The organism is Psychrobacter sp. TB55-MNA-CIBAN-0194 (assembly GCF_040309505.1).
Classification (GTDB): domain Bacteria; phylum Pseudomonadota; class Gammaproteobacteria; order Pseudomonadales; family Moraxellaceae; genus Psychrobacter; species Psychrobacter fozii.
The window spans coordinates 94,396-119,787 of sequence record NZ_JBEOOW010000004.1; the positions used below are offsets into that span (position 1 = coordinate 94,396).

Consider the following 25,392-nt stretch of genomic DNA (forward strand, 5'->3'; position numbering starts at 1 on the left):
AGTTTTCTCCTATAAATGTCGCTCTGTTAAGTTTTTGGCATCGAATATTTGCTTTTGAAACTCTGGATAGCCAATCTCTGCGTGCTCGGTATAATCTAGGCCGCGCTGCTCATGCAAGCGACTGGCTTTTAATCCAAAGCTGACATCAATCAACTTATACATGACGAGTCCCAAGCCCAATCCCCAGACTAGCGCCACACCCACACCAAGCGCTTGCACACCCACACGTGATAAATTGAATAAGTCGTCTGAATAAAACAATCCAGCCGCGAGCGTGCCCCATGCACCGCCAAAACCATGAACTGCAACGGCTGAGACCACATCATCGATTTTTAATTTCAATAACGCTTGTGTCGATAAGATATATATCACGGAAGCAGCTGCACCGATGATAACGGCGAAGATAGGCGTCGTTGTCGCACAGCCTGCGGTAATGGACACCAAACCAATCAAACTGGCATTGACACTATCACTGAGCAAAATAGCTTTGTTCAATGCTTTTGAGATGAGCATATAACTCACTACCGCACTAATCGCTGCTACGAATGTATTGACGGCGATTAGGCCGATATTACCAGTGATAGATAGTGTGGAACCCGCATTGAACCCAAACCAGCCAAACCACAAGATAAAACCACCAAGTGCAACTAACGTCATATTGTGACCTGCTATCAATCGTGGCGTACCATCAGGTGCGAAACGACCTAACCGTGGGCCAATGACCAATATACCTGCCAGCGCTAGCCAGCCACCGATAGAGTGCACAACCGTAGAGCCAGCAAAATCAATGAATCCAAGCTCAGCCAACCAACCCGTACCACCGAAATAACCACCCCAGACCCAACTGGCAAATACAGGATAAATGAACAAGCAAATGAGACATGCCGCCACGGCGTAGCCCACAAAGGATACACGCTCCGCCATTGCTCCACTCGCTACCGTAACGGCTGTGGCAGCAAACATCATTTGGAAAAACATCAATGCCCAGTCCATATTGGACAAATTCACTGGCATAAAGTGATCCGTACCGAAGAACCCTGAGTCATTGGTACCCATCATCAACCCAAAACCAACGAGATAAAAGGCCAAACCACCGATACACATATCGGTATAGTTTTTCATCATGACATTGACCGTGTTCTTCGCACGTACTGATCCGCTCTCTAACAATGCAAATCCTGCCTGCATAAAGAACACTAGCACCCCACCCCAAATAATCCATGCAATATTTTGATACTCAAGTAGCTGTGCCACTGTCAGAGTCGCTTCTTCAGCAGCCATTGCGCTAGACATAATCCCAAACAGTACCGCGCCCATCAACAGTACTTTAGAGCAGAAGGAGGTACATAAAACAGATACCTTGCCCAAGCTAAAATAGGATGCTTTCACTTTATTTCTCCAAACAATTATCGATTTTATGGTATTTATATATGTATTGTTTTTATGAGCCTATCTAAATCAATAGACTCTACGAAAGAGAAAGCAAAGCGCATGCCAAAACGTACTTTGGGCATTGGGAAAATAAAATAGCTACTTTAGAAAAAGAGTAACCTTTAGTCGAAACAGACCTGTGATTGTTCATCTAGCATCAAATAAACGCCGAGATGTAGACTGATAAAAATAAGATGCCTAGTACGAAATTGATACTTAGTTTCTGTTCTACTTCATTAGCAGTAGCCAAAGTATTTTGTTCAATAGAATATGAATAATGAGTAGATAAGGCATGTCCAAACCATGTACCATATCAACGAAAGTTTGATAATAACCATCAAACAGAGAATCAATATCAATAGTCGATAGTCAATCATCATAGACAAGGAAATAGAGCATGACTCAGCACAAAGGCACACCTGCAGACAAACTAGAAAGCACCAGTAAAAGCGATAAGCATCACACTGCATTACCAGCTAAATTTAACTCAAAAGCAGTGATTATGGGTGCCTCATTGATGGCATTATTAGCGACCTCAGGCTGTGCCACTAGCTCATTATTAGACAGTGACAGTCATACCAGCACCAGTACCACCAAGAATGTGTTGTCTGAAGATCAAATCATTGCTTTTGGTCGTCCCGCTCAAGCGTTGCCAAAAATGCCAAACGCGTCCATGGTTATCGTCGGTGAAAAGAACAGCTATGTGCTGACCCAAGGTGGGACAGAGATGATCAGCTTGCTAGGTAGCTTGACGCCAAAAAATATCCAAGTCGATAACGACATGAATTTTTATGTGCCAAATAATGATGGTTATTTTCAGGGAGAGATGAAGCTTTCTTATGCCAAGTTAAAAGACGAATTTAAGCGCTCTGACTATCAGTTCTTTTTGCAAAACAGTGGTAAAGAATGTACCTCAGCCAGTGATCAGCGCATCAATGCCCAGCGCTTTTGTTTTAGCGTTCCGGTTAAAGGCGCTATCTATCCGCAGGTCAGTAATCTAAGCATGATCCAGTCGAATTACCGTCCTTTATCTAAGCCTTATATGGTGAGTTTTTATTCAAAAACCACGCAGAGCCACGTATCTAGTAGTGGTGCAAATACGGCGCAGAAGCTTGTATTGCTGCCTTTTGCCCTAGCGTTTGACGTGGTTACCTTTCCGTTTCAGCTATTAGAGTAGTCAGTTTTCTGTACTTATGACAGGGTAACTCAAGAATAACGGGTTAAATCAAAAAGGTTTCTAACAGTTTAGGAACCTTTTTACTTATAGATTATCTCATGCTATCAATAACTTATCATTAATCGCCCATCGTAGAATAGGTCGCATAGTGAGTTGGATTCATGTTAAAATGAGCGCTTTTAAATGAGCCGTTAATATTTTTAATAAATAACGGCTTTTTTTAGTGCCATTTTTCTATTCAACAGGTCCGCCCATGTCTGCCGATACCATCGCCCGCACCGCCTTTAAACAAGGCACAAAACCTCTTTTCGATTACGACAAACACTGGGCGAGCTGCTACGAGCCTGCGCCCTATCTGCCTATGAGTCGCAAAGAGATGGATGATTTGGGCTGGGATGCCTGTGATGTCATCATCATTTCAGGTGATGCTTATGTCGATCACCCAAGCTTTGGTATGGCGATCATCGGTCGTCTATTAGAGTCGCAAGGGTTTCGCGTGGGTATCATTGCTCAGCCAGATTGGAAGAGCAAAGACGCCTTTATGGAACTGGGCAAACCTGTTTATGCTTATGGCGTGACCGCAGGCAACATGGATAGCATGATTAACCGCTATACCGCTGACCGTAAAATCCGTAGCGATGACGCTTACTCACCAGGCAACGTCGCCAATAAACGCCCTGACCGCGCCGCTATCGTTTACAGCCAGCGCTGCCGCGAAGCGTATCCTGATGTGCCAATCATATTAGGCGGTATCGAAGGCAGTCTACGCCGCATCGCTCATTATGATTACTGGTCGGATAAAGTCCGTCGTAGTATCTTGATGGATGCCCGTGCCGATGTTTTATTGTACGGTAATGCTGAGCGCGCCATCGTCGATGTGGTACATGGTTTGTCTAAAGGCTATAGCTTTGAGCAAATGAGCAAGCTGCGTGGTACGTCATATCTATTGACGCCAACACGCCGCCATTGGCAAGATGATATGACCGAAGTCGCCAGTAATGATGTCGATACCGTCGGTCGTGTTGATCCGATTATCAACCCTTACGTCATGACTGAAGACGTCGATCAATGCTCTATCGAGCAAGAAAAACCGAGCGACTCGCCTGTTGGCCAAGCTATGTCTTCAATGTCATCGCAGTATAAAGGGTTTGTCGCCGAGCCTGTGACCAATAAAATCATCAATGCTGACCAAGTAGATGAAGAGACGCAAGTGGTACAAATGCGTGGTTTTGATACTGCTGAAGGAAGAAACAATAAGCCGATGACGGCGCGCAAGCATAAGCTAAAAATGCCGCCACGTGAAAAAACTGTCATTCGTCTCCCTGATTATGAGCACGTCAAATCTGACCCAGTGCTTTATGCGCATGCTAGCCGTATCTTGCATCTTGAGACCAATCCCGGTAATGCCCGCGCGCTAGTTCAGCGTCATAGTAGCGGTGCAGGCAACTCACACACCTCAATTGACGTGTGGTTGAACCCGCCACCAGTGCCACTTTCAACTGAAGAGATGGATTACGTCTTTGACTTGCCGTATGCCCGCTTGCCACACCCAAGCTATGGCGATGCGCGTATCCCTGCTTATGACATGATTAAGTTTTCGGTCAATATCATGCGTGGTTGTTTCGGTGGTTGTACGTTCTGCTCGATCACTGAGCACGAAGGTCGCATTATTCAAAGCCGCTCAGAAGACTCTATATTGCGCGAAGTAGAAGCCATTCGTGATACTGCACCTAACTTTACGGGTGTGATATCGGATCTTGGTGGCCCAACGGCAAACATGTATCGCCTTAGCTGTAAAGATGAGACGATCGAGAAGAACTGCCGTAAGCCTTCTTGTGTATACCCTGACGTCTGCGAAAACCTAATCACCGATCATAGTAATCTGACCAAACTATACCGCAAAGCGCGTGACATTAAAGGCGTGAAAAAAATCCTGATCGCTTCAGGCCTGCGTTATGACTTGGCTGTTAAAGACCCTGAATACGTCAAAGAATTGGTCAGTCATCACGTCGGTGGCTATCTGAAAATTGCGCCAGAGCATTCTGAAGAAGGCGTGCTATCAAAAATGATGAAACCGGGCATGGGCAGCTACGATAAGTTTAAAGCCATGTTTGAACAGTACAGCCAAGAAGCAGGCAAAGAGCAATATCTGATTCCTTATTTCATCGCGGCGCATCCAGGCACCAAAGATGAAGACATGATGAATCTTGCTATTTGGCTCAAAAGTCATGGCTACCGTGCTGACCAAGTACAGGCATTTTATCCTAGCCCGATGGCGACGGCGACCACCATGTATCACACGCACAAAGATCCGCTACATAAGATCAGTCGTGACGAAGGTGACATGGATATCGTCAAATCTGGCAAGCAGCGTAAATTGCATAAAGCGTTCTTGCGCTATCATGATCCAAAAAACTGGGTAATGTTGCGTAAAGCATTACAAGATATGGGACGTAGTGACTTGATTGGTAAAAACCGTGGTTGCTTGATTCCACCATTTAACGCCAGTTTAGAAGGCCGCGATGCCGCACAAGACAGCTATCAATCAGCGCGTAAAAAGAACAGTCGTGTTGGCAATGACTCGGTGAAGCGTAGCAACACCTCTACTCAAGGCGCTGCGGGTAAAAAAACAGCCAGCAAAAATACCAAAAAGCGTGTCAGCAAGGGCAACTTCCAAACCCAGCATACGGGTCTGCCACCGCGCAAAACCAAGTAGCGTTCATGATATAGAAATGCATGCTCAATTCAGAGCATGTTAAGTAAAACAAAAAAGCGTCTATCGATTCATATATCGATAGGCGCTTTTTTATGTGTGTGAGATAATTTTTAACCAGTATCATCTACGGCTTTAGATACCTTCTAAAGCACTCACAATGAGACATTACATTAGTCAGCAATTGTGTGACAAAGCAAACATGTAACAAACAATTTCTAACATTTACCTATGTTTGTTTTGGGTACTATATGGCTATAAGCTTAATGCATACTTAAATATAATTACATGATACCGTCTATATCTTTGGAGAAGACCATGAATACCCTTACTAAAATTATCGCAGCTCTACCTGCCCTCGCCCTATTAAGCGCTTGTGCAACTACTGCTCCGACTACTCCAAATACATCAGACGTGCCTGAGTCAGACACAACTGCATCAGAGACCATGCCTAGTGCCGCTTACGATCGTATGGCACCCGCACCTTACACTTGTACAGATGACAGCATCATCACGGCAAAACAATCTATCAATAAAAAACAAGTCATGCTAAACGTGACATTACCTAAAGTAAAATGGGCATCACAGCCAGTTATCTTAAATGGTGATGCGCAAGATCATGTCGCAAGCTATGTCAATGATTCAAGTCCAGATGCGGTCTATGCATGGCACATGAAAGAAGACAAAGGCATCTTCGCTATCAAATGGGCAGATGGTACAGAATATAATGTCAGCTGCCAAATCTAGTAAAATAATCATAAATAGAAAGTGATAATACACATTAGACAGTCATCATAAGGTGGCTGTTTTTTTGTGCGCATTTTTATACAACCTGCCTATTTATATAACCTGCCTGTCTTATGGATGTTGGTATAACAATCGTTTGTTTACTGCATTTCTCTAGAGAACCATAACGAAAGCTGTCAAAATAGCGCATATATACAATACGATGATGATCAATCAAGAGGATACGTCGATGGTTAAGCGCTTAATGAGTACATTAATAATTACGATGGCCAGTGTGTGGGTGCTAACAGGTTGTGGCAACAATACTGAGACGACTAGCCAAACCTCTGAAGCTGCTGTCACGACCGCAGAAAGTTCAGAAGTAGCGGAGAATACTGTCGACTGGTCTCTAGTCGCGAGCGGTGAAGCACCTGCTGATATCAGCAATTATCAGTATCCGTTTGCGCTCGATAGTCAAAATGTGCAGGACTATGCGGATTACTTCAAAGTGGATAATACTACGGCGCAGCATAATCTGACGGTGAGCATGGCAAGTAATGAGGCGCTATCAAAAGCCTTGGATCAGTTGAGTGAGACCTATGTCTCGCATGAGCTAACTGATAGCAAAGACATGACCCTTATCATTCATACCACGCCCGACATCGCTGCCAGTAGCTACGATTATGTGTTTTCTGATGATTTTGCAAAAGGGCTGGTGCTACCTATCGTGATTGTGCCAGATGGTAAGAAAGGTGATGTGAAGGCGCATAGCGAGATGGTGGAGTAGAGTATTTGCTCTACGGCCTTTTCGGTGCAAGAGGTAGCAAACTTTATACTATTTATTAGAATTAGTCGGCTACTAACTATAATTCACGTTAGATATCTATGACTTGTACATACTTAGTAGATTTAATGCTAAAATTCATTTTTCTTAAATAGAGGCTATACTATTCTATGCAAACAGTTGACGATCTAGCCCAAAACGCATGCAATTACTGGCCATCAGAGTTAGTTAAAGAAGCGGCTGATAAAAGCACTTTAATCCCTCTTCTTGAGACACAAGATACCTTCTTAAATTTATTAAAAGTAGCTGATGCCAGTCCTTATGCATGGAAAGAGGCACTTATCCAAAATAAAGCATTATCAGCTAATCTTTTCTTAAAGCACCTTATGGTACTTACGGATATTGGTGGAGAACGCCTACAACGCTACTCAAAAGATTTTTTTCAACTATTCCCTGAACAAAAACTAGAATACAAATTTGATAATGTTATTCATACTCATGAATTTAGTAAAACTGATAAACGCGTTTGGAACAATAAAAAGTTAAGGATTGAAAAATCTCTACTGCTTGAGAACCGTCAGAACTTTAATGATGATATGCTTGATGTCTGTATGCTATTGATTTGGGGAGCAAACACTACAGACCCTTCTAAGTTACCAGATGAGATATTAGAAAAAGCTATCATCGGCAGCATGATAGGAAGCCCTGATAAATTAGAAAAATACGTCAAAGAACGCTACCTATTTGTTAGCCGCCAGATTGGTGGTTCTACAGCTAATGACTTGGGGTATATTTGCGAAGCCTATATTAAAAATAAACTACAAAAGATGCTACCTGGTTACTATAATTTCGATGGGCATACATTAGTAAATGTTACCTTGAATGATGCGGAGCTAACTAAATTCGATCTAGTTGTTTCTAATTCAAACACTAATCGTTCTATAGGTATAGAGGTGAGCTTCCAAGTTACTACTAACTCTGTAATTGAGAGAAAAGCACAGAATGCTAATAACAGACAGCAACTCGCACACCAACATGACCATAAAGTTGGTTATATTATAGATGGTTCAGGTAACTTTCAAAGAAAAAGTGCTGTACAAAATATATTAAACTATAGTGATTGTACTGTGAATTTTTCTGATACTGGGTTACTGCAAATGGTTAATTATATAAAAGACAATATTTAATGATTAGATTTATTGATTTATTCGCTGGAACAGGTGGCATTAGACTTGGTTTCGAACAAGCCTTGCATGAGCTGAATATAAACTCTGAATGCGTTCTCAGTGCAGAAATAGACAAAGAAGCATGTAAAACTTATGAAGAAAACTTTGGCGAAAACCCATATTGTGATATTACACAATTATCTAATGTGAAAGATTTCGATGTATTATTGGCAGGATTTCCTTGCCAAGCTTTTTCTTCGGCTGGTAAAAGATTAGGCTTTGAAGATACCAGAGGTACACTGTTTTTCGATGTAGCACGTTTAATAGAAAGCAATCAGCCGTCTTTATGCATCCTTGAAAACGTGCGAGGCTTAGTAAACCATAATAAAGGTAAAACATTTGCTACTATTAAAAATGTCTTGATTGATTTAGGTTATAAATTTGAATATAGATTACTTAATTCAAGCAACTACAGCGTAGCTCAAAATCGCGTAAGGATTTACATAGTAGCAGTCAAAGGTATTATTCCTAAAATAACATTACCAAGCGATGTTGGGGCTGTAGATTCACACGCGTTCAAAGAGAACTTAATAAATAATGATTTATTTCATGACAACAAATCAATATTAGTCAGAGATATTTTAGAACCTAATCCTAGTTCACATTATAACTGTTCTGAAGAGTTCACAGATCAATTAAAAAAAGTATTAAAAGGAGACTTAAGTAAGTTACATGGTATACGTCTAATTGATAGTCGAGGTGGAAATTCTATACATTCTTGGGATTTAGGATTAAGGGGTGAGTGTAATAATCATGAAATTGAATTTATGGATTTGTTAATTGCCAATCGTCGGAAAAATATTTTTGGTACACATCAAGATGGGAAAGCCTTAAGTAAAGAACAAATTAGCACTTTCTATCTACATGATGATATTGATTCGATTATTAACTCGTTACTACTAAAGCGCTATATTAAAGAGAAAGATGGTCTATACAACTTAGTAGCAGGAAACATGTCATTTGAAGTATTTAAATTTCTTGACCCTGATAGTATCTCAATAACTTTAACTGCCTCTGATTCTAATAGGTTAGGAATATATCATAATGAACGTGTACGTCGTTTAACCCCTAGAGAATGTGCAAGATTACAGGGTTTTCCCGACTCATATAAATTACATCCTAAAGATAACTTTGCTTATAAACAATTGGGTAACGCAGTCAGCGTACCAGTAATCAAAGCACTCGTTAAAGATGTTTTAATTAATAACCCTAATCTTTTGAAATAAATTTTAGGGTTATTTAAGAACTCAATTCATACTTTATAAAATCCTACTTTGACCTCACCCTACACCCCAACCAACACCAAAAACTCTTCTTCACCCACAATTTTGACGCCCAGCTTTTCTGCTTTGGTGAGCTTAGAGCCAGCCTTATCTCCTGCTAGTAGCGCAGTCGTTTTGGCTGAGATGCTTCCTGATACTTTTGCGCCAAGTGCTTGCAGTCTAGCCTTGGCTTCATCACGTGCCATTTTCTCCAGCGCACCCGTAATGACCCACGTCTGCCCATCAAGTGGCAAGTCTCCAGCAGATTTTTGCTCGACCTTATCCCAATAGACACCCGCTTCAAGCAATGAATTAATCACTTCGATATTATGCGGTGCACGGAAAAACTCGTAAGCCAACTCAGCAGTGATAGTACCAACGTCAGGGGTTTTAATCAGAGTCTCAATACTGGCTGCCATCAGGCTGTCGAGGTCACCAAATTGCTGAGCAAAGTTTTGTGCCGTACCCTCGCCCACACCGCGTATGCCAAGCGCATAAATAAAACGTGCGAGCGTAGTATGCTTACTGGCTTCAATGGCATTGATGATGTTTTGTACTGACTTTTCGCCCAGTTTTTCTAGCGTGACCATCTCATCTGCATGATTGTGCAGTTGATAGATATCAGCGACGGTCTTAACCAGACCATGCTCAAAAAAGCTAAGGAGCCACCTCGCGCCAAGTCCATCGATATCCATGGCACGACGTGAGACAAAGTGAATCAATGCTTCTTGCTGCTGCGCAGGGCAAAATAGGCCACCAGTACAGCGTGCCAATGCTTCATCTTCTGGTAGCACCACAGGCGAGTCGCATACCGGACAAGTAGCAGGTAGCGTGACTGGCATGCTATCGGCTGGGCGTTGGTCGTGCCAAACGCGGCTGACTTTCGGTATCACATCACCAGCACGGTGTACGCTGATCAGATCGCCTGCACGCACGTCCAAACGCTGAATCTCACCAAAGTTATGCAAGGTGACATTACTGACGGTGACGCCGCCGACTTTGACAGGTTCGAGCTTACCAACTGGGGTGATTTGACCGGTACGCCCGACTTGCCACTCAATATCATTTAGACGCGTCATCACCGTTTCGGCAGGGAATTTATAGGCAGTCGCCCAGCGTGGCTCACGTGACAGAAACCCAAGCTGCTGCTGCAATGACATGTTATTTACCTTAATCACCACGCCGTCTATTTCAAACGGTAAACTGGCACGGCTCTCAATTACTGATTCATAATAGGTTTGTGCCGCACGTGGGTTTGCGACCACTTCTACCGCACTGACAGTAAAGCCAATGGTTTTTAGCCAAGCCAAGCCTGCTGATTGGGTTTCGATGGTTTCAGGCAATCCTTGATTGATAGAATAAGCATAGAACGCTAGTGGGCGACTGGCTGCCACACTGGGATCAAGCTGACGTAAGCTCCCAGCGGCGGCATTACGTGGATTAGCAAAGGTTTTATTTTCGCTCTCTTCTGCTAGGCGGTTGAGACGATCAAAACCTGCCTTGGGCATCAGCACTTCACCGCGGACTTCTAACAACTCGATGTCAGCAGCATCCGCGAGCCAAAGTGGCAAGTTGCGAATGGTCTTGGTATTTTGAGTAATATCCTCGCCCGTTTGCCCATCACCGCGCGTGACGGCTTGCACAAATTTTCCATGCTCATATTTTAGCGACACGGCCAATCCATCAAGCTTTAGCTCCATCTCATACTCAGGATTTTTTTGCGCATCATTTAGACGGTCGTTGACGCGGCGCATAAAGGTATGTAATTCGTCATAGTCAAAAACGTTGCCCAGTGACAGCATGGGGATGTCATGAGTCACTTGGGTAAAGGCAGATAGCGGCATATCACCGACTTGATTGATGGGGCTATCAGGCTGTACCAAATCTGGGTATGCTTCTTCAAGCTCAAGTAACGAACGGCGCAATTGATCGTATTCACTGTCTTCTAAGATCGGATTGTCGAGTACATAATAGGCATAGTTGTGTGTTTTAATGGCGTCGATAAGTGTGCGCATTTGGGCAACGATTTGCGCAGTTGTTTTTTGATTGGTTGCTGATTGAGCAGCGGTCGATAAGATAGGATCAGTCATAGTCGGTGTCTTTTTTTTGTCATTCAAGATGCCGATATGATAACAAGTTTGCAGGATACTCGGTATAGTCAATCCCATATAAATCCGCTACATCGTCATCCTCACTAACCATACTAATGTATAGCTTGCACTCGGCTTCCTTGTATCGAAAATATTTGGAATCAACTATATCTTGAACCGACTCTAGGGCGTGTCTTCATTTCAAAAATGGCGATACAAATGAGATAAATTGCCGTCAAACAAGAAAAATAGCGCAGATAATATCGGGATATTAGCCAGCTATTTGACGATGTTTGGCAAGATTTAGCCATTTTTAGCCCATTTAGATGACTATCGAGTGAATTGAAGACACGCCCTAGAATTTTGCAGAAATGAACGCGCATTAAAAAAGGCAAATAACGTCAATCGCTATTTGCCTTTTATATGACTTCTAATATTAACCAGCTCTTACTTTCCGTAACCTTTAGCCTTCAAGCTTTTAACCTTCAAGCTTCTAACCTTCAAGCTTCTAACCTTCATAGTCGCGGACTTGATTTCGTAGCTGCTGCTTATACTCAGAGGTGATTGGTTCGTTCTCTTCATCCAGCATAATCGCATCCAAATCACTGGCCATCATATAAGCAATACTCATCATACTATCGAAGCTACGCAGCGCTTGCGGATGCGGTAAAGATAAGAATACCACCACGCCATGATAGGTATTGGTCGCCACACTATGCGGATCAAAAGGCGCGATACCGCTATCGGTGATGCCCATCATGCTAAACCACAGCATACCTGTGCCGTCTTTTTTCTCATAACGATGGAACATATTCATCGCGCCATAGCGCAAACCGTATTTATCAATCAATTTCAATAAATCACGACCACGGATAATCGCGGTTGGACGATCACGATATTGGTGCGGCAAGATGGTGATGTTGATGTTGTCTTTAGCATTAATCAATGGACCGTTTTGCGCTTCGTCAACAGGCTCTGACAGATGCTGATCGAGAATCGGACTATTATTATCAAAACTCGGCTCTTCTACCGTATCAATCGATGGCATCAGACTGTCTGTCGCCGACATCAAGCTAGAAAACGCATCAGGCTCTTGCTCGGCATTTATCTGCTCAGATGCTGCTGCAAATTCAGTGTTTTCGCTGCGCTGCTGCTCATCCTGCCAGCGTGCATAACTATCATCTTCAACCATGTCTCTGTGATCGTCATTTAACTCACTGATGATATCGTTATGTCCAGCCGTCTGCTGTGCATGCGGTTGAGTCAACGTCTCTTCTTCGACGACTGCATTGAGATAGCTGCGATCAGGTGCAATACTGGTCTCGCCTGCGACGGTGTCATCAAAATCTGGCTGATCCACGAGGTTTCGCTCATGTCGCGGTATGATGGGAATACCGTTTTTATCATAGTTGACCGCCATGGCTTCAGCGCTGTTGCGGCGCTTAAAACTACGAATGACCATAAACAGCCCTGCAAGCATGATAAATGCGGCAATGGCGATCAATATAAACTGAATAGCGGTCATGAGAAATACATCCTAATATATGACAAAAGGGAATACACAAGAGGCGACAAATGGCAATAGTCTAGCATGGCTAATTAAGCTCGTCACCATATAGTCATCGTTTACCGTCAGCCCGACATACTTGTGTAACGTTACCACCTCAACTTCAACTATACCACTAGCCGTGCCCTGCCAGTTATAGTTGAATTTAAATAATTTAGATACAAGGAAACCGAGTGCAAGTTATACATTAGTATGCTTAGCGAGGATAACGATGTAGCGGATTTATATAGATTTGACTATATCAGTTATTTGAGCTACTCGGTAATATAGCGCTCAGCTTCATCTAACGACACACTGACTAACGTAGAAACACCTGCACTTGGCATGGTAATGCCTTTTAGCTCGTCAGCAATCTGCATTGTCAGTTTGTTATGACTGATAAAAATAAACTGTAAATCATCTGCCAGCTCATGAATCAAACTGGTAAAGCGTTCGACGTTGGCATCATCAAGCGGCGCATCGACTTCATCGAGCACACAGAATGGTGCGGGATGCTGCTTAAATATCGCAAAAATCAAGCTCAGCGCGGTGAGGGTTTTTTCACCACCCGACAGTACAGCTAGGCGACTATTACGCTTGCCCTTTGGCTGTGCCATTAAGGTGAGCCCTGCTCGCCACTGTTCTGATTTTGGCGCATTAACAGGCATATCGTCAGTATTGAGCGTTAAACTGGCTTGACCACCGCCGAATACTTTTGCAAATAAATTGGCAAGCTCAGTATTGACGGCATCTAATGTCTGCATAAACAGGGTCTTAGTCGTCTCATCAATAGACTCAATCGCTGCCGTCAACGTCTGCATACTGGCCGCAATATCTGCTGTCTGCTGCGCCAATGGCTCTAGACGTTCATTGACCTCAGCCAACTCTGCCACTGCGGCCAAATTGACGGGGCCGATTTTGCCTAGCTGCTGCTCAAGCGTGGCGCGTTCATATTCTAGCTCTGCGATTTTATCTGGACGCACACGGCGATCATGCGCAATAAAATCAGCGAGCAGGTTTGAGACGCTCATCACTTGTTGCTGATGCTGCGGGGCTAGCTCTGATGCTGCTTTATATTTATGGCTCACCTTATAGTACGCTTCTAAAGCGTCATGAGTATGAGTGCTCGCATCGTCCAAACGCGCCATGCTTAGTGCCAACTCAGTAGCGTGATTAGCAAGCTTGCCCTGCTGAACTTGTAGCGTATTCTGCACACTATCTAGCGCCGTCTGCTGCTGAGCATACTCTTGCTTAAGCGCTACCAATGCCGTATCACGCCCGGTCAATAGCACCTGCTGCTTATCTCGTGCTGTTTGCGCCGTCTGTAATGCCGCTTGCAAATCTGGTAGCTTATCCTGCTGCTTCTGATGACTTGCTTTTAGCTGCTGCTCGCTCTGTAGCGATTGGTCGTATTGCACAGTTGCTCGTGCAAGGCTACTGACACTATGCTCTAAGCGCATCTCGCTCTGCTGGATACGCAGCTGCAATGCTTGCCATGCATCATCATCGGCTTGGCGCATCCGATTTAGCTCACTGCGTTCAGCCTGTAGTTGCTGACTGGTCGCGCGGGCATCGGATATTTGTGGCGTTAACGCTACTATTTGACTTTGAATATCTTGCTGCTCATCACTGAGCGTTTTTAACTCTTGTTCTAACTCTTGTTGCTCTTGCTCAAGGGCAGATTTGTCTGCCATAAGACGCTGGCTATCTGCTTGCAGGCGCTCGGCATTGGCACGCTGAGTCGTTAGCTGCTGCTGATATTTATGTTTATCACGGGTGAACTGATCCGCTTGTGCACGGGTTTCTTCTAGATTGACCGTTAACGCATCATAGTCGCGTTGATTCTTTGCAATGGTCTTTTGCGTAGTTTGTATTTTGGTTTCAAACTCATCTAGCAAGTCTTCTAGTGCTTGCAAACGGCTACGCTGCTGCAAACGCTGTGTTAAAAACTGGCTATTGCTCTCACCATGACTATCTTGCTCACCTGTAAACTTACTCAGGTTAATCGTACCCTGACGACTGATGAGCCAACCGTCTGTGGTTAACAAAATAGCTGACGATGGCAATGCTTTTAAGATATTGGCAAAGTCTTCAAGATTCTGATTATTGGTCGCTTCTGATTGCGCAATATACAAGTAGCACTGCTGCCAAAGCGCCAATGCAGGCTGCTTAATCAGTTGTGACAATGGCAAGACTTTATCAAAAAAGCTATCTGATAAATGGTTGATAAATGGCTTTGTAGCTCCTTGATTCTTAGCAGGTAACCACAAGCTATGACCACTCTCTATTGAAGGTTTTCCTTCTATATTAGCCTGTTCACTCTGCGCCGTCTGATAAGCAATGATATCCGTGAGATCATGCTCAAGCACATGCCATAAACTGTTCGCTTTCTCTATATCACCGCTCGCATTATCAATGCTTGGCTGATTGGGTTGGTTAGAAATCAGTACATGACTGTCTAGCCATAATGCCAAGACACTATCGAGTAGCGCGGCGTGCTGCTGTCCTTTTTCACTCAGCTCAATCTGCTCACGTAAGGTGGTGATGGCCAACTCGTTATAGCGATTGACGACATTGCTTTCCGAGCTATCTTCTAGATTAGCCGCTGTAGAGACAGAGGCTTGCTGTTGATTTTGCGGCGTAGGTTTTGGATGCAATATCTGATGCAGGGTATCATACTCACTGGCCAATACCGCGTGTCGCTTCTCATGCTCACTCAACTCACGTTGCTGTGTATTCAATCGCTGCTGTAAATCATGCGCTTGCGGTTGTAATTCCGACAGACGCTCATCGACGCTGTCTTGTTGGCGCTCTATCTGCTGCAACTGTTTATTCAGTTCTGCAACTTGCGTTTCTAACGTCTGCTGTAGGTTTTGTGCATCCGTTGGCGCTTGTTCATCAGAGCCCTTATCAGATTCCTTATCAAAACCCTTATTATTGCTAGATGCTGATAATGACTGCTGTAATTGCTGCCATAGATTTTGCCAGTTTTGTTGGCGGCGCTGCCATTTGTCATGGTTTTGCTGATGACGTTTTTGTGCTTGGCTATTAATGGCTTGCTGCTGCTCAAGCATGCGCGCATTATCTTGCAAGCGTGATAGCTGGTTTTGCGCGTCATGCCATGCACGTTGTAACGGTTGCTCATTACGCTTATGCGTGTCACGTTTACCCATCAACTCACTGAGCTGTGGACGTAACGCCTCTAATATATTCTGCTGCTCGGCTTGCTCGGCTTTCAACCGATCAATCTCATCCCCTGCTTGCGCGCGCTGCTGATCTAAGTTGGCAAGTTGCTGCTCAATCACAGTCAATTGTGATTTGGCATCGCTCAGCGCGTGCTCAGCTTGTTGATAGCCTAGCTGTTGTTGATAATGAGCGCTTTGAGCATCATCCTTGAGCCATTGCTCTTGATTGATATGCGTGGCGAGCTTATCTTGCTGCGCTTTTAGCGTCTCATAGTCGGCTTGCAATGTAGCAACTTCGGCAGTGCTACGCTCATGGGCGATTTTTTGCTGCTGCTGCGTATGCTTGGCTTGATACAACTGCTGAATGGCCAGTTGCTGCTTGATATCAGCAAGGGTCAAGGCCAGCTCTTCGTAACGCTGCGCACTGGCAGCTTGCTTAGACAAGCGTTTTTGTTGGCTGACCAGCTCGCTTTGCATGTCATGCAGACGTGCTAGGTTCTCTTGTGTTTTCTCTAGTTTCTTTTGCGTTTCTTCGCGGCGTGCTTGATAACGAGACACCCCCGCAGCTTCTTCAATAAACTCACGCAGCTGCATGGGGCTAGATTCGACAATACGCCCAATCATGCCTTGCTCAATCACCGCATAACTACGCGCACCAAGTCCCGTCCCCAAAAACACATCGACCACATCACGGCGGCGACAACGTGTGCCATTGATAAAGTAATCTGAGCGTCCATCCTTATTTACCTGACGACGAACGGACAGCTCTTGATACAGATTAAACTCATGACGAATGCCCGTATGCTCATCTTGCGTATGCTCAAATGTCAGCTCGACACTGGCAACACTTTTGGCAGCCTTGTCTTGCGTACCAGCAAAAATGACATCGCTCATCGCGCCACCGCGTAGCTGCTTGGCAGAGGTCTCACCCAGCACCCAGCGAATGGCATCAATCACGTTAGATTTGCCACAGCCGTTTGGCCCGACAATGGCGGTGATACCATGGCGAAAGGTAAAAGTCGTTGGATTGGCAAAGGATTTGAAGCCTGCCAGCTTTAGGGATTTTAGACGCATGAAGAATCAGTAAACTTAGCAAAAACAGGCGGCTATTCTACCTGAAATTGTGGTGGGTTTTTAGGGTTAAACAGCTAACTGCATAAACGATTTTGATTCAAGGCTCTGGTGAAACCCCTGCAGCAGTTTTTGCTCCACTTGGCAGGTGTCATTTTCTGCTAAATATCGATTGTTAAACTCAATAAGAGCGGACCAAGAGATACTTGCCACTTCTAAATGCTCGACTATTTCCAACAGCTCTGTTCTTAGTAGATGCTGATACTTCCTCGGTCTTTTATGACATAACGCCAGCTCTCGGTCTACGAGCGTTTGCTTGTTTTGCTTTAGCGCGTCACCACCGATAAATAATAGTAGAAACTTTGTACCCTGCTCAATAAAGCCTTTTTCTAATAAATGCTCATACATTAGGCAGTACTTTAGGATTTGGTCTGGATTTTTCTGACCAGTGAGCTTTAACTCATTTGCTATCAGCACATTTGCCTGATGGTTATAGGCTAAGTTATCCATATACATCGCTTTTAGCTCTGTACTGTTTTCAAACATGCCGCTGTTGCCGTGTGTCGACCATGATCCACTTGGCTCAAAGCTAATAAACTGCTGATAAAATAAATCGAGATAAACATCACTACACAAGCTCAAAAATATATCGAACTCTTTATTCAGATAATCTTCAGAAAAGAACGTGACGCGGCGAACGGCCTCTCTCGCATCACAGATGCCTGACGTTTGCGTTGAGTAGGTCTCTAACTGCTCAGACTCAGTCATTTTTTGATTGAGTTTTTTGATGATTGATTGCTCAATCTCTTCTATGTTTTTACCTGCAAGCTCAGGATGGACTGCCCATTCAATGATTTGGCGCACATATTGCTTTTTACTAACCCCAAGAATACGCTGCGGCTCCCATGCCAAAAACTCTACCATATTAGAGAGGCCACTCGTCCATGATATCTGGTCTTTTAGATGACTCATTGAGCCGAAAACACGGCGGTATTTTTCTGCAGCTTTCATACTAATCATGTCTCATGGTTTACACACTAGCTTTATAAAGGTTTGTCATTGCTATAGTCATTCCACTATGAAGTATTACAGCGTTAACCTCGCTTGAAGTATCACATATACGTCTACACTCGGTTGGCTTGTACTACTTTTAAATTGAATCGACTATACAATGTATCAAGTTCATCTAAGGATTTGAAGCCTTTTAGCTTTAGAGGTTTTGGGCGCATAAAGGATCAATAAACGTAGCAAAAATAGGCGGCTATTCTACCTGAAGTTGTGGTGAGTTTTTAGGGTTTGTGAATATCAAGCAGTAGCCAAAAGTAGCGCTTATAAATTTCATTACTAACTTTCATTCAATTGTCATTGATCAGCTCTCAGATAATAAGATTTCATCTATGATTTGTTGATTGGGGTTTTCGACCTGACCACCTTGTTTATCGAGCCAAACTCCTTCACCTTTCTGAATGACAGAAACTATCCCATCTCTAAAATCACCTACGAAATCATAATTTAAAGGGATAACAACATTACCTGACTTGTCTATAAAACCACGCTTATCTTTTTGCAATACCCCTGCTAAGCCATTATTGAATTCATCAGCATAATCGTAAATTAAAGGAATGACGATATTGCCTAATATGTCAACATAGCCATACTTGCCATTGCTTTCTACAGCGGCCAAACCTTCTTTAAATATATTTGTCCAATCAAACTCATTGGATACGATAAATTTCTCATTTTTATCAATATACCCCCACATATCATTTTGCTTCACTGCTGCCAACCCTGAGTTGAAGCTATTAGCTTCTTGATACTTAGGTTCGATTATCATCTGTCCTTGTTTATCAATGAAGCCCCATTTGCCCTCTAATTGCACAGCGGCTAACTCTTCCTCAAAGCTCATGGCATCTTCATAATCAAAGGCTATGATTGTTTTACCTAGTTGGTTAATAAACCCCCATTTACCATTTTTTTTGACAACTGCTAAACCACCAGAGAAGTCATCACCGCCACTGTAAACCATAGGAATAACCAGTTTACCGAATTCATTAACAAACCCGTATCTGTCTTCATCATCGCCCCCACTCTCTAAATCTATGATATAGACCAATGCTAAACCATCTTGTAGGTTCATCACTTGATCATATGGCAGTGCAACAACGATTTTATCATTTTTATTGATAAGCACAGTGTTTCCCTGATAATTCATAATCCTGAGCGCGTCACTAAAAGATCTAATAGAAGGTATTGGTCTTTTGGCTTCTTCAATTCTAGCATGATCGGAATGTGAAAATAGCCAAGGAAAAACTGAATACAAGGTGTTTTTAAGGTTCATAATTAAGTCTTCCTTAGATATCTTAAGGTATCTTGTAATGATTTGATAAAGATTTTAGACAATGAGATGACGTTAGTGTGAGCACTGTTGATATTGAACTAAATCACCCCAATCCCACTCAACAACAACTGCCCGCCAGCAAACACTAACAACACGCCAAACGCACGTTTAAGCATCAGCGCAGGCAATACATGAGCGAGCTTGGCACCGACTTTTGCCATCGCAAAGCTGACCACTGAAATGCATAAAAAACCCGTGATATGCACAAAGCCCATCGTACCCTCAGGTAGATTGACTACGTCTTGACCGAACCATGCAAATCCTGCCGCGCCAGCCAATGCAATCGGTAGACCGCAAGCCGCTGAGGTGCCGACCGATTGTTTCATCGGTAATCCCGCCCAGTTCAAAAACGGCACCGTCAAACTACCACCGCCAATACCGAAGATAGACGACGCCATACCGATGCCTGTACCGGCACCAAATTGTATGCCAGCAGAGGGTAATGGCTTGCCTAACTGTTCTTTGTTAGAGAAAAATAGCATTTTTATCGCTACTAAGAGCGCGCCGACACCGATAATGGCTTGTAGTACCTTGCCGTCAATCATGTCCGCAACACCCGCGCCCACCAGACTACCGACGACCAAACCTAATGCCATTTTTCGCCATACTTCCCAGCGTACACCGCCGCGCTTATTATGAGCAGTAAGTGAGCTAATCGAGGTCACAACGATGGTCGCAAGTGAGGTGCCAATGGCCAAATGAGTCACTACTTCTGGCGAAAAATCATAAGCGGTAAAAATCCAGACCAGTGCGGGCACGATAATCATGCCGCCGCCAACGCCAAACAAGCCAGCGCTGACGCCAGCAAACGCCCCTGCAATCACAAACCACACATATAGCATCATCGAATTAGCCTTTTATCTTGCTTATATTTTGAACGGTATTTTTATCTTACTGATTTGCCTGTTTATGCACTTAGTAGCATCTTTTTAATTGCATTTGCCAAATCACACCCCAATCTTTATGCTGTCTGTTCGCGAAAACCGTCCAGTATATCAAAGATTATCCCAGCGACATTACTCAAGTAGAATAAACTTATGCCGATACTTAATCAATCATCTCACTCTGCGCCTGAGTCATTAACACTTGAGCATTTACCTGAGCTGAATCATCGCCATCGTGCCAGTAGCGCGTCTACGAATAGCGAGCTAATAGCGGATGTACAGAATGGCACATTGAATGCGACCGAGATGCACCTGCTAACGGCTGAAACCCAAAGCGCTGGTCGAGGTCAACACGGGCGCTCATGGCAATCACCGCGTGGCAATGTCTATCTGTCGCTATACCATCCAGTGCATATGCCGATTAGTGGCTTACTCTCATTAATCATCGGTGTAGAGCTGGCAAAAATGCCTGTCATCCAAAGGCTAAATGAGCAATTGCACACGGAAGGACTGACGCCAATCGGCGTGAAATGGGCAAATGATTTGGGCTTTTACCAAAGTCAAAATCAATCTCAAGTCCAGACTGCCTTAGATAACGTTGATGCGCATAATACGGAATTAGACGATCAGACGCTGCCATTTAATAAACTTGCTGGGATTCTGATTGAACCCGTATCGCAAGCCGGCAAACTGGTTGGCGTGGTCATAGGTGTCGGCCTCAATGTCCAAGCCACTCCCACGCTAACTGCGCAAACCTCTGAAGGCATGAGTTATCAAGCGATTAGCTTACAAGATATTGCTGAGACACTACAGCCAAAAGCGCAGGCTGCCAGTCTACCGAGCTTACGTGTGCTTTATCAGCAAATGAGTAAAGCATTGATGGCGGCGATGACGCGCTTTGAGCACTTAAGTATAGAAAAACCAACGGGACATCGTTATTATCTGGACAGCTTTTTAAAGCAGTTTGACTCGATGGATGCACTGAGCGAACTGCGATTACGTGTGACCCAAGAGCATAACGGTCAAACCAATATACTCACAGGCCACGCTTGTGGTATCGATACACATGGATGTTTGCAATTGCGCCAAGATAACGGTAAGATTTCTGCACTTTTCACCGGACGCATTGACGTTATTCAAACGACTTAATCGTTTAATCAACGAGCACTAAAGTGCAGTAGCTATCAGGATAGGATGTTGATAATTGCTTCACTGTATATAAAGGGAATTTTATGCTCTGGCTTGATCTTGGAAATACCCGCCTGAAATACTGGCTCACCGATGATATCGGTCAGATAGTCACACATGATGCCAAACAGCATTTGCAGGCACCAGCCGAATTACTGATGGGTCTGACGGATCGCTTTGAGCGTTTTGCTCCTGACTTTATTGGTATCTCATCTGTACTAGGTAATGAGCTGAATGCTAAGGTATCAGAAACTTTGAGCCGTCTTAATATTCCGTTTGAATTTGTCCACGTCGATGCCGCTCACCCGCTAATGAAGAGTCAATATAATGATGAGCAGCTCGGCTGTGATCGTTGGCTACAAATGCTGGGCGCGGTCGATAAGAAAAAGCGTCAATGTGTGATTGGTTGCGGTACAGCAGTGACCATTGATTTGATCGATCATGCTGAGCATTTGGGCGGTTATATCTTTCCCAGTATCTACCTGCAACGTGAGTCATTGTTTTCTGGTACCAAGCAAATAACCATCTCTAACGGGACTTTCGATAGTGTCGGTCAAGGTGTGACCACACAAGATGCGGTACATCGCGGCATCCTATTATCAATCGTCGGTGCGATTAATGAGATTAGCCATCGTCACCCCAACTTTGAAGTCATCATGACGGGTGGTGATGCAGCCATTATTTCGCAGCACGTCAACCGTCCGGTACGTCTGCGTGATGATCTATTATTAAATGGTCTAGCACGATATTTTGATCATAGTAAATAACTAACGTGCGTTGTCATATTTTATAAAGTTAGAATAGAAAAAGCAGTACGTCTTAGGCGTACTGCTTTTTTTGATTTAACACACCTAATTTCTTGTTATCACCTATTCTGCTATAAAAACAATAGGTACATCAACTTTTCCACGAATTGCTTTTCCTTCAAACACAAATGGCCTCATCCGACCACTTCTTATCTGACGAGCAGCGCTTCGATCAAAACATCTATTACCACTGCTTTCTTTAACACTTATTCTGCTAATCTTACCTTGTCTATCGACTAATAATTCCAACAAAATCTTAAGCTTTTGTCCACGGACCACTTTAATAGGTTCACCCGTCTCTTTATCTGTACAGCGAAGAGACTGTCTAGCAAAATTAAAACTGGGCGGCTTCAACCAACTTGCATCACGACTAGCAAACTTAATAACAGGTTCAGGATTCGACAAATCAACCAGCTCTGCTTGTGCAGGCGTCATACTCGCTGTTATCGTAAACAATGCAAACAAAGTGGTTAACAGACTATAAGTACTGATAGATTTTATATTGCTGAGAAAATGAGAAGCTGTCTTGTTGGAAGCTATGTGATTAAAGGCTAGCTTGGTATGTGATTTATGGGTCATTGTAAAATTCTTTTATTCCAGTCATTAAAAAGTGCCACGCTATGAGACATATAACGTAGCACATTTTTAGATTTTAAAATAAAATTATTCGATAAAAGTTAACTTTTAAGTCGTGGTTACATTTTATTTAGTCTCGCTTTATTTGGTCTCGTTAAACAACTCACGACCGACTAGCATACGGCGAATTTCGCTGGTACCTGCGCCAATTTCATATAATTTGGCATCACGCCAGTAGCGCCCAAGTGGATACTCATTGGTGTAGCCATTACCGCCAAATATCTGAATACCCTCGCCTGCCATCCACGTGGCTTTTTCGGCACACCATAGAATCACACTGGCGCAGTCTTTACGTACTTCTCGACTATGACCAGCACCGCGCGCGTCCAGCATATCGAGATTTTTCCCGACAGTATATAGGAAGCTACGACCAGCTTGCAGTATCGTATACATGTCCGCGACTTTACCTTGGATAAGCTGGAACTCACCGATCGCTTGACCGAACTGCTTACGGTCATGGATATAAGGCACGACATTGTCCATCACGGCTTGCATGATACCGATAGGACCCGCAGCCAATACGGCACGCTCATAATCTAGGCCGCTCATCAATACCTTAACGCCTTCATTGAGACCGCCTAAGATATTTTCACTCGGCACGGTCACATTGTTAAAGGTCATCTCACCCGTATGGCTACCACGCATGCCGAGCTTATCGAGCTTTTGCGCTGTGCCGAAACCTTCCATGCCTTTTTCAACGATAAAGGCTGTCATGCCTTTGCCGCCTAGCTCAGGATTGGTCTTGGCATAAACCACCATCACATCCGCATCAGGACCATTGGTGATCCACATTTTGCTACCGTTCAAAATATAGCTACCGTCTTTTTCTTCGGCTTTGAGCTTCATACTGACCACATCTGAGCCAGCACCAGTCTCACTCATTGCCAGTGCACCGATGAACTCACCGCTGACCAGCTTTGGCAAATACTTTTGTTTTTGCGCTTCACTACCATTACGTTTGATTTGGTTGATACATAGGTTTGAGTGCGCACCATAGCTCAGCGCCACCGATGCCGAAGCACGGCTAATCTCTTCCATCGCAACCATATGTGCGACGTAGCCCATGTTAGAGCCGCCGTACTCTTCAGGAACGGTAATACCATGTAGACCAATATCACCCATTTTTTGCCACAGATCCATAGGGAACTCATCGCTGCTATCAATCTCGGCAGCACGTGGGGCGATTTCATTGGCTGCAAACTGCTGTACCATATCGCGTAGGGCATCAATATCTTCGCCAAGCTGAAAATTCAATCCAGGTAAACTCATAACTATTCCTCGTATTTTAGTATTTAATTTTTACAATAATTTTTTAAGACTGACGTTTGTTAATTAAAGCTCGTGCCACGTTTGAACCATTCGGACGCTTTAAAAACTCACTGATACGCTCGCCTGCCACGACCAATTTATCCAAATCAATACCAGTACTGATACCCATACCATGCAGCATATACACCACATCTTCGGTTGCCACATTGCCTGTTGCGCCTTTGGCATAAGGACAGCCGCCAAGCCCAGCCACTGAGGTATCAAATTCGCTAACACCCATTTGTAGTGCGGCTAGCGTATTGCTCAATGCTTGACCATAAGTATCATGAAAATGACCTGATAGCATAGAAATATCAGCATATTCTAATGCAGCTTGTAATGCTCGTTGCACTTTAAGCGGCGTACCAACACCAATGGTATCAGCAATACCAATTTGCTCTGCACCAATCTCTATCAGACGCTTGGTCACATAGGCTACTTGGCTTGGATCAATGTCACCTTCATAAGGACAGCCGACTGTACATGAAATCACACCTCGTACTTTGATACCCTGCGCTTTTGCCGCAGCAGCCACTGGCGCAAAACGCTCGATACTCTCATCAATACTACAATTGATGTTTTTTCGACTAAAGGTTTCGCTGGCTGAGCCGAAAATAACGATTTCATCAGGACGGTGAATAATGGCATTTTCAAAACCGCGCATATTGGGCACCAGTACCGAGTAGCAAATGTCCGTTTGTCGCGTAGATGCTAGGGCATCAAGCAGCGCGCTATTATCACCCATTTGTGGCACCCACTTTGGCGAGACAAAACTGGTCGCTTCCAGCTTTTTGACACCGGCTGCAATCAAATCATTGATAAGTGTTTGCTTAACCTCAGTCGGTACCGTCGTTGACTCGTTTTGCAAGCCATCGCGTGGACTGACATCAACGATGGTGACATGGCTTGGATATGAATGGTTTGGATACGAGTGGCTCATACTTATCATCCTTTTTATTAT

Annotated in this window: 18 protein-coding genes; 8 read left to right on the top strand and 10 right to left on the bottom strand. The window is 43.9% G+C overall.

Annotation, left to right across the window (positions count from 1 at the left end; translation table 11 throughout):
• Positions 1-9: 9 nt before the first annotated feature.
• On the bottom strand, positions 10-1,317 hold the full coding sequence (locus AAEY75_RS06145) for an ammonium transporter (protein WP_352259215.1): 1,308 nt from the start codon (positions 1,315-1,317) through the stop codon (positions 10-12).
• Between the two features lie 616 nt (positions 1,318-1,933).
• Between AAEY75_RS06145 and AAEY75_RS06150 the strand changes: the two genes are divergently transcribed.
• From AAEY75_RS06150 to dcm, 6 genes are all read left to right on the top strand, one after another.
• Complete coding sequence (locus tag AAEY75_RS06150) at positions 1,934-2,608, top strand: YidX family protein (protein WP_352259216.1); 675 nt, start codon at positions 1,934-1,936, stop codon at positions 2,606-2,608.
• 253 nt (positions 2,609-2,861) lie between these two features.
• Entirely contained in the window at positions 2,862-5,324 is a 2,463-nt protein-coding gene (locus AAEY75_RS06155) for a YgiQ family radical SAM protein (protein ID WP_352259076.1), read from the top strand.
• Positions 5,325-5,639: 315 nt separating this feature from the next.
• Positions 5,640-6,068 carry a hypothetical protein gene (locus AAEY75_RS06160; RefSeq protein ID WP_201549104.1) on the top strand — a complete coding sequence of 143 codons (429 nt, stop codon included), beginning with the start codon at positions 5,640-5,642 and terminating at the stop codon, positions 6,066-6,068.
• A gap of 229 nt (positions 6,069-6,297) precedes the next feature.
• Complete coding sequence (locus AAEY75_RS06165) at positions 6,298-6,834, top strand: hypothetical protein (protein WP_197215867.1); 537 nt, start codon at positions 6,298-6,300, stop codon at positions 6,832-6,834.
• 167 nt (positions 6,835-7,001) lie between these two features.
• A complete protein-coding gene (locus tag AAEY75_RS06170; RefSeq protein WP_197215865.1) occupies positions 7,002-8,018 on the top strand; it encodes a hypothetical protein in 1,017 nt (338 codons plus the stop codon).
• A complete protein-coding gene (gene dcm, locus AAEY75_RS06175) occupies positions 8,018-9,283 on the top strand; it encodes a DNA (cytosine-5-)-methyltransferase (protein ID WP_197215863.1) in 1,266 nt (421 codons plus the stop codon). The genes AAEY75_RS06170 and dcm overlap by 1 nt, the downstream gene beginning before the upstream one ends.
• A gap of 59 nt (positions 9,284-9,342) precedes the next feature.
• Here the strand turns inward: dcm and ligA are convergent, their stop codons facing one another.
• The 6 genes from ligA to AAEY75_RS06205 form a co-directional block, all read right to left on the bottom strand.
• Positions 9,343-11,409, bottom strand: a complete 2,067-nt coding sequence (ligA, locus tag AAEY75_RS06180) for an NAD-dependent DNA ligase LigA (protein ID WP_201550320.1) — start codon at positions 11,407-11,409, stop codon at positions 9,343-9,345.
• A gap of 508 nt (positions 11,410-11,917) precedes the next feature.
• Positions 11,918-12,934, bottom strand: a complete 1,017-nt coding sequence (locus AAEY75_RS06185) for a cell division protein ZipA (protein WP_201549106.1) — start codon at positions 12,932-12,934, stop codon at positions 11,918-11,920.
• A 296-nt stretch (positions 12,935-13,230) separates the two neighbouring features.
• Positions 13,231-17,214, bottom strand: a complete 3,984-nt coding sequence (locus AAEY75_RS06190; protein ID WP_352259079.1) for an AAA family ATPase — start codon at positions 17,212-17,214, stop codon at positions 13,231-13,233.
• Positions 17,215-17,280: 66 nt separating this feature from the next.
• The gene (locus tag AAEY75_RS06195) at positions 17,281-18,222 is read right to left on the bottom strand and encodes a hypothetical protein (RefSeq protein WP_352259081.1); all 942 of its coding nucleotides are present in this window, start codon (positions 18,220-18,222) and stop codon (positions 17,281-17,283) included.
• A 358-nt stretch (positions 18,223-18,580) separates the two neighbouring features.
• A complete protein-coding gene (locus tag AAEY75_RS06200; RefSeq protein ID WP_352259083.1) occupies positions 18,581-19,549 on the bottom strand; it encodes a WG repeat-containing protein in 969 nt (322 codons plus the stop codon).
• Between the two features lie 98 nt (positions 19,550-19,647).
• The gene (locus AAEY75_RS06205; protein ID WP_197215990.1) at positions 19,648-20,451 is read right to left on the bottom strand and encodes a sulfite exporter TauE/SafE family protein; all 804 of its coding nucleotides are present in this window, start codon (positions 20,449-20,451) and stop codon (positions 19,648-19,650) included.
• A 195-nt stretch (positions 20,452-20,646) separates the two neighbouring features.
• On the opposite strand from AAEY75_RS06205, the gene AAEY75_RS06210 reads away from it, so the two are divergent.
• Entirely contained in the window at positions 20,647-21,642 is a 996-nt protein-coding gene (locus tag AAEY75_RS06210) for a biotin--[acetyl-CoA-carboxylase] ligase (RefSeq protein WP_197215853.1), read from the top strand.
• A gap of 83 nt (positions 21,643-21,725) precedes the next feature.
• On the top strand, positions 21,726-22,448 hold the full coding sequence (locus tag AAEY75_RS06215) for a pantothenate kinase (protein WP_197215852.1): 723 nt from the start codon (positions 21,726-21,728) through the stop codon (positions 22,446-22,448).
• Positions 22,449-22,550: 102 nt separating this feature from the next.
• Here AAEY75_RS06215 and AAEY75_RS06220 read toward each other — a convergent pair whose 3' ends face one another.
• The 3 genes from AAEY75_RS06220 to AAEY75_RS06230 all read right to left on the bottom strand — a co-directional run bounded on the left by AAEY75_RS06220 (position 22,551) and on the right by AAEY75_RS06230 (position 25,371).
• Positions 22,551-23,066 carry an energy transducer TonB gene (locus AAEY75_RS06220; protein ID WP_352259086.1) on the bottom strand — a complete coding sequence of 172 codons (516 nt, stop codon included), beginning with the start codon at positions 23,064-23,066 and terminating at the stop codon, positions 22,551-22,553.
• Positions 23,067-23,204: 138 nt separating this feature from the next.
• A complete protein-coding gene (locus tag AAEY75_RS06225; protein ID WP_197215849.1) occupies positions 23,205-24,392 on the bottom strand; it encodes an isovaleryl-CoA dehydrogenase in 1,188 nt (395 codons plus the stop codon).
• Positions 24,393-24,435: 43 nt separating this feature from the next.
• Entirely contained in the window at positions 24,436-25,371 is a 936-nt protein-coding gene (locus AAEY75_RS06230; protein ID WP_197215848.1) for a hydroxymethylglutaryl-CoA lyase, read from the bottom strand.
• Positions 25,372-25,392: the final 21 nt, after the last annotated feature.

Coding starts and splice junctions, on each gene's coding strand:
- AAEY75_RS06150 (WP_352259216.1), top strand. CDS start 1,934: ATGGGTGCCTCATTGATGGCATTATTAGCGACCTCAGGCTGTGCCACT.
- AAEY75_RS06160 (WP_201549104.1), top strand. CDS start 5,640: ATGAATACCCTTACTAAAATTATCGCAGCTCTACCTGCCCTCGCCCTA.
- dcm (WP_197215863.1), top strand. CDS start 8,018: ATGATTAGATTTATTGATTTATTCGCTGGAACAGGTGGCATTAGACTT.
- AAEY75_RS06200 (WP_352259083.1), bottom strand. CDS start 19,549: ATGAACCTTAAAAACACCTTGTATTCAGTTTTTCCTTGGCTATTTTCA.
- AAEY75_RS06215 (WP_197215852.1), top strand. CDS start 21,726: ATGCTCTGGCTTGATCTTGGAAATACCCGCCTGAAATACTGGCTCACC.
- AAEY75_RS06225 (WP_197215849.1), bottom strand. CDS start 24,392: ATGAGTTTACCTGGATTGAATTTTCAGCTTGGCGAAGATATTGATGCC.
- AAEY75_RS06205 (WP_197215990.1), bottom strand. CDS start 20,451: ATGCTATATGTGTGGTTTGTGATTGCAGGGGCGTTTGCTGGCGTCAGC.
- AAEY75_RS06230 (WP_197215848.1), bottom strand. CDS start 25,371: ATGAGCCACTCGTATCCAAACCATTCATATCCAAGCCATGTCACCATC.
- AAEY75_RS06185 (WP_201549106.1), bottom strand. CDS start 12,934: ATGACCGCTATTCAGTTTATATTGATCGCCATTGCCGCATTTATCATG.
- AAEY75_RS06145 (WP_352259215.1), bottom strand. CDS start 1,317: ATGGGCGCGGTACTGTTTGGGATTATGTCTAGCGCAATGGCTGCTGAA.
- AAEY75_RS06195 (WP_352259081.1), bottom strand. CDS start 18,222: ATGAAAGCTGCAGAAAAATACCGCCGTGTTTTCGGCTCAATGAGTCAT.
- AAEY75_RS06190 (WP_352259079.1), bottom strand. CDS start 17,214: ATGCGTCTAAAATCCCTAAAGCTGGCAGGCTTCAAATCCTTTGCCAAT.
- AAEY75_RS06165 (WP_197215867.1), top strand. CDS start 6,298: ATGGTTAAGCGCTTAATGAGTACATTAATAATTACGATGGCCAGTGTG.
- AAEY75_RS06155 (WP_352259076.1), top strand. CDS start 2,862: ATGTCTGCCGATACCATCGCCCGCACCGCCTTTAAACAAGGCACAAAA.
- AAEY75_RS06170 (WP_197215865.1), top strand. CDS start 7,002: ATGCAAACAGTTGACGATCTAGCCCAAAACGCATGCAATTACTGGCCA.
- ligA (WP_201550320.1), bottom strand. CDS start 11,409: ATGACTGATCCTATCTTATCGACCGCTGCTCAATCAGCAACCAATCAA.
- AAEY75_RS06220 (WP_352259086.1), bottom strand. CDS start 23,066: ATGACCCATAAATCACATACCAAGCTAGCCTTTAATCACATAGCTTCC.
- AAEY75_RS06210 (WP_197215853.1), top strand. CDS start 20,647: ATGCCGATACTTAATCAATCATCTCACTCTGCGCCTGAGTCATTAACA.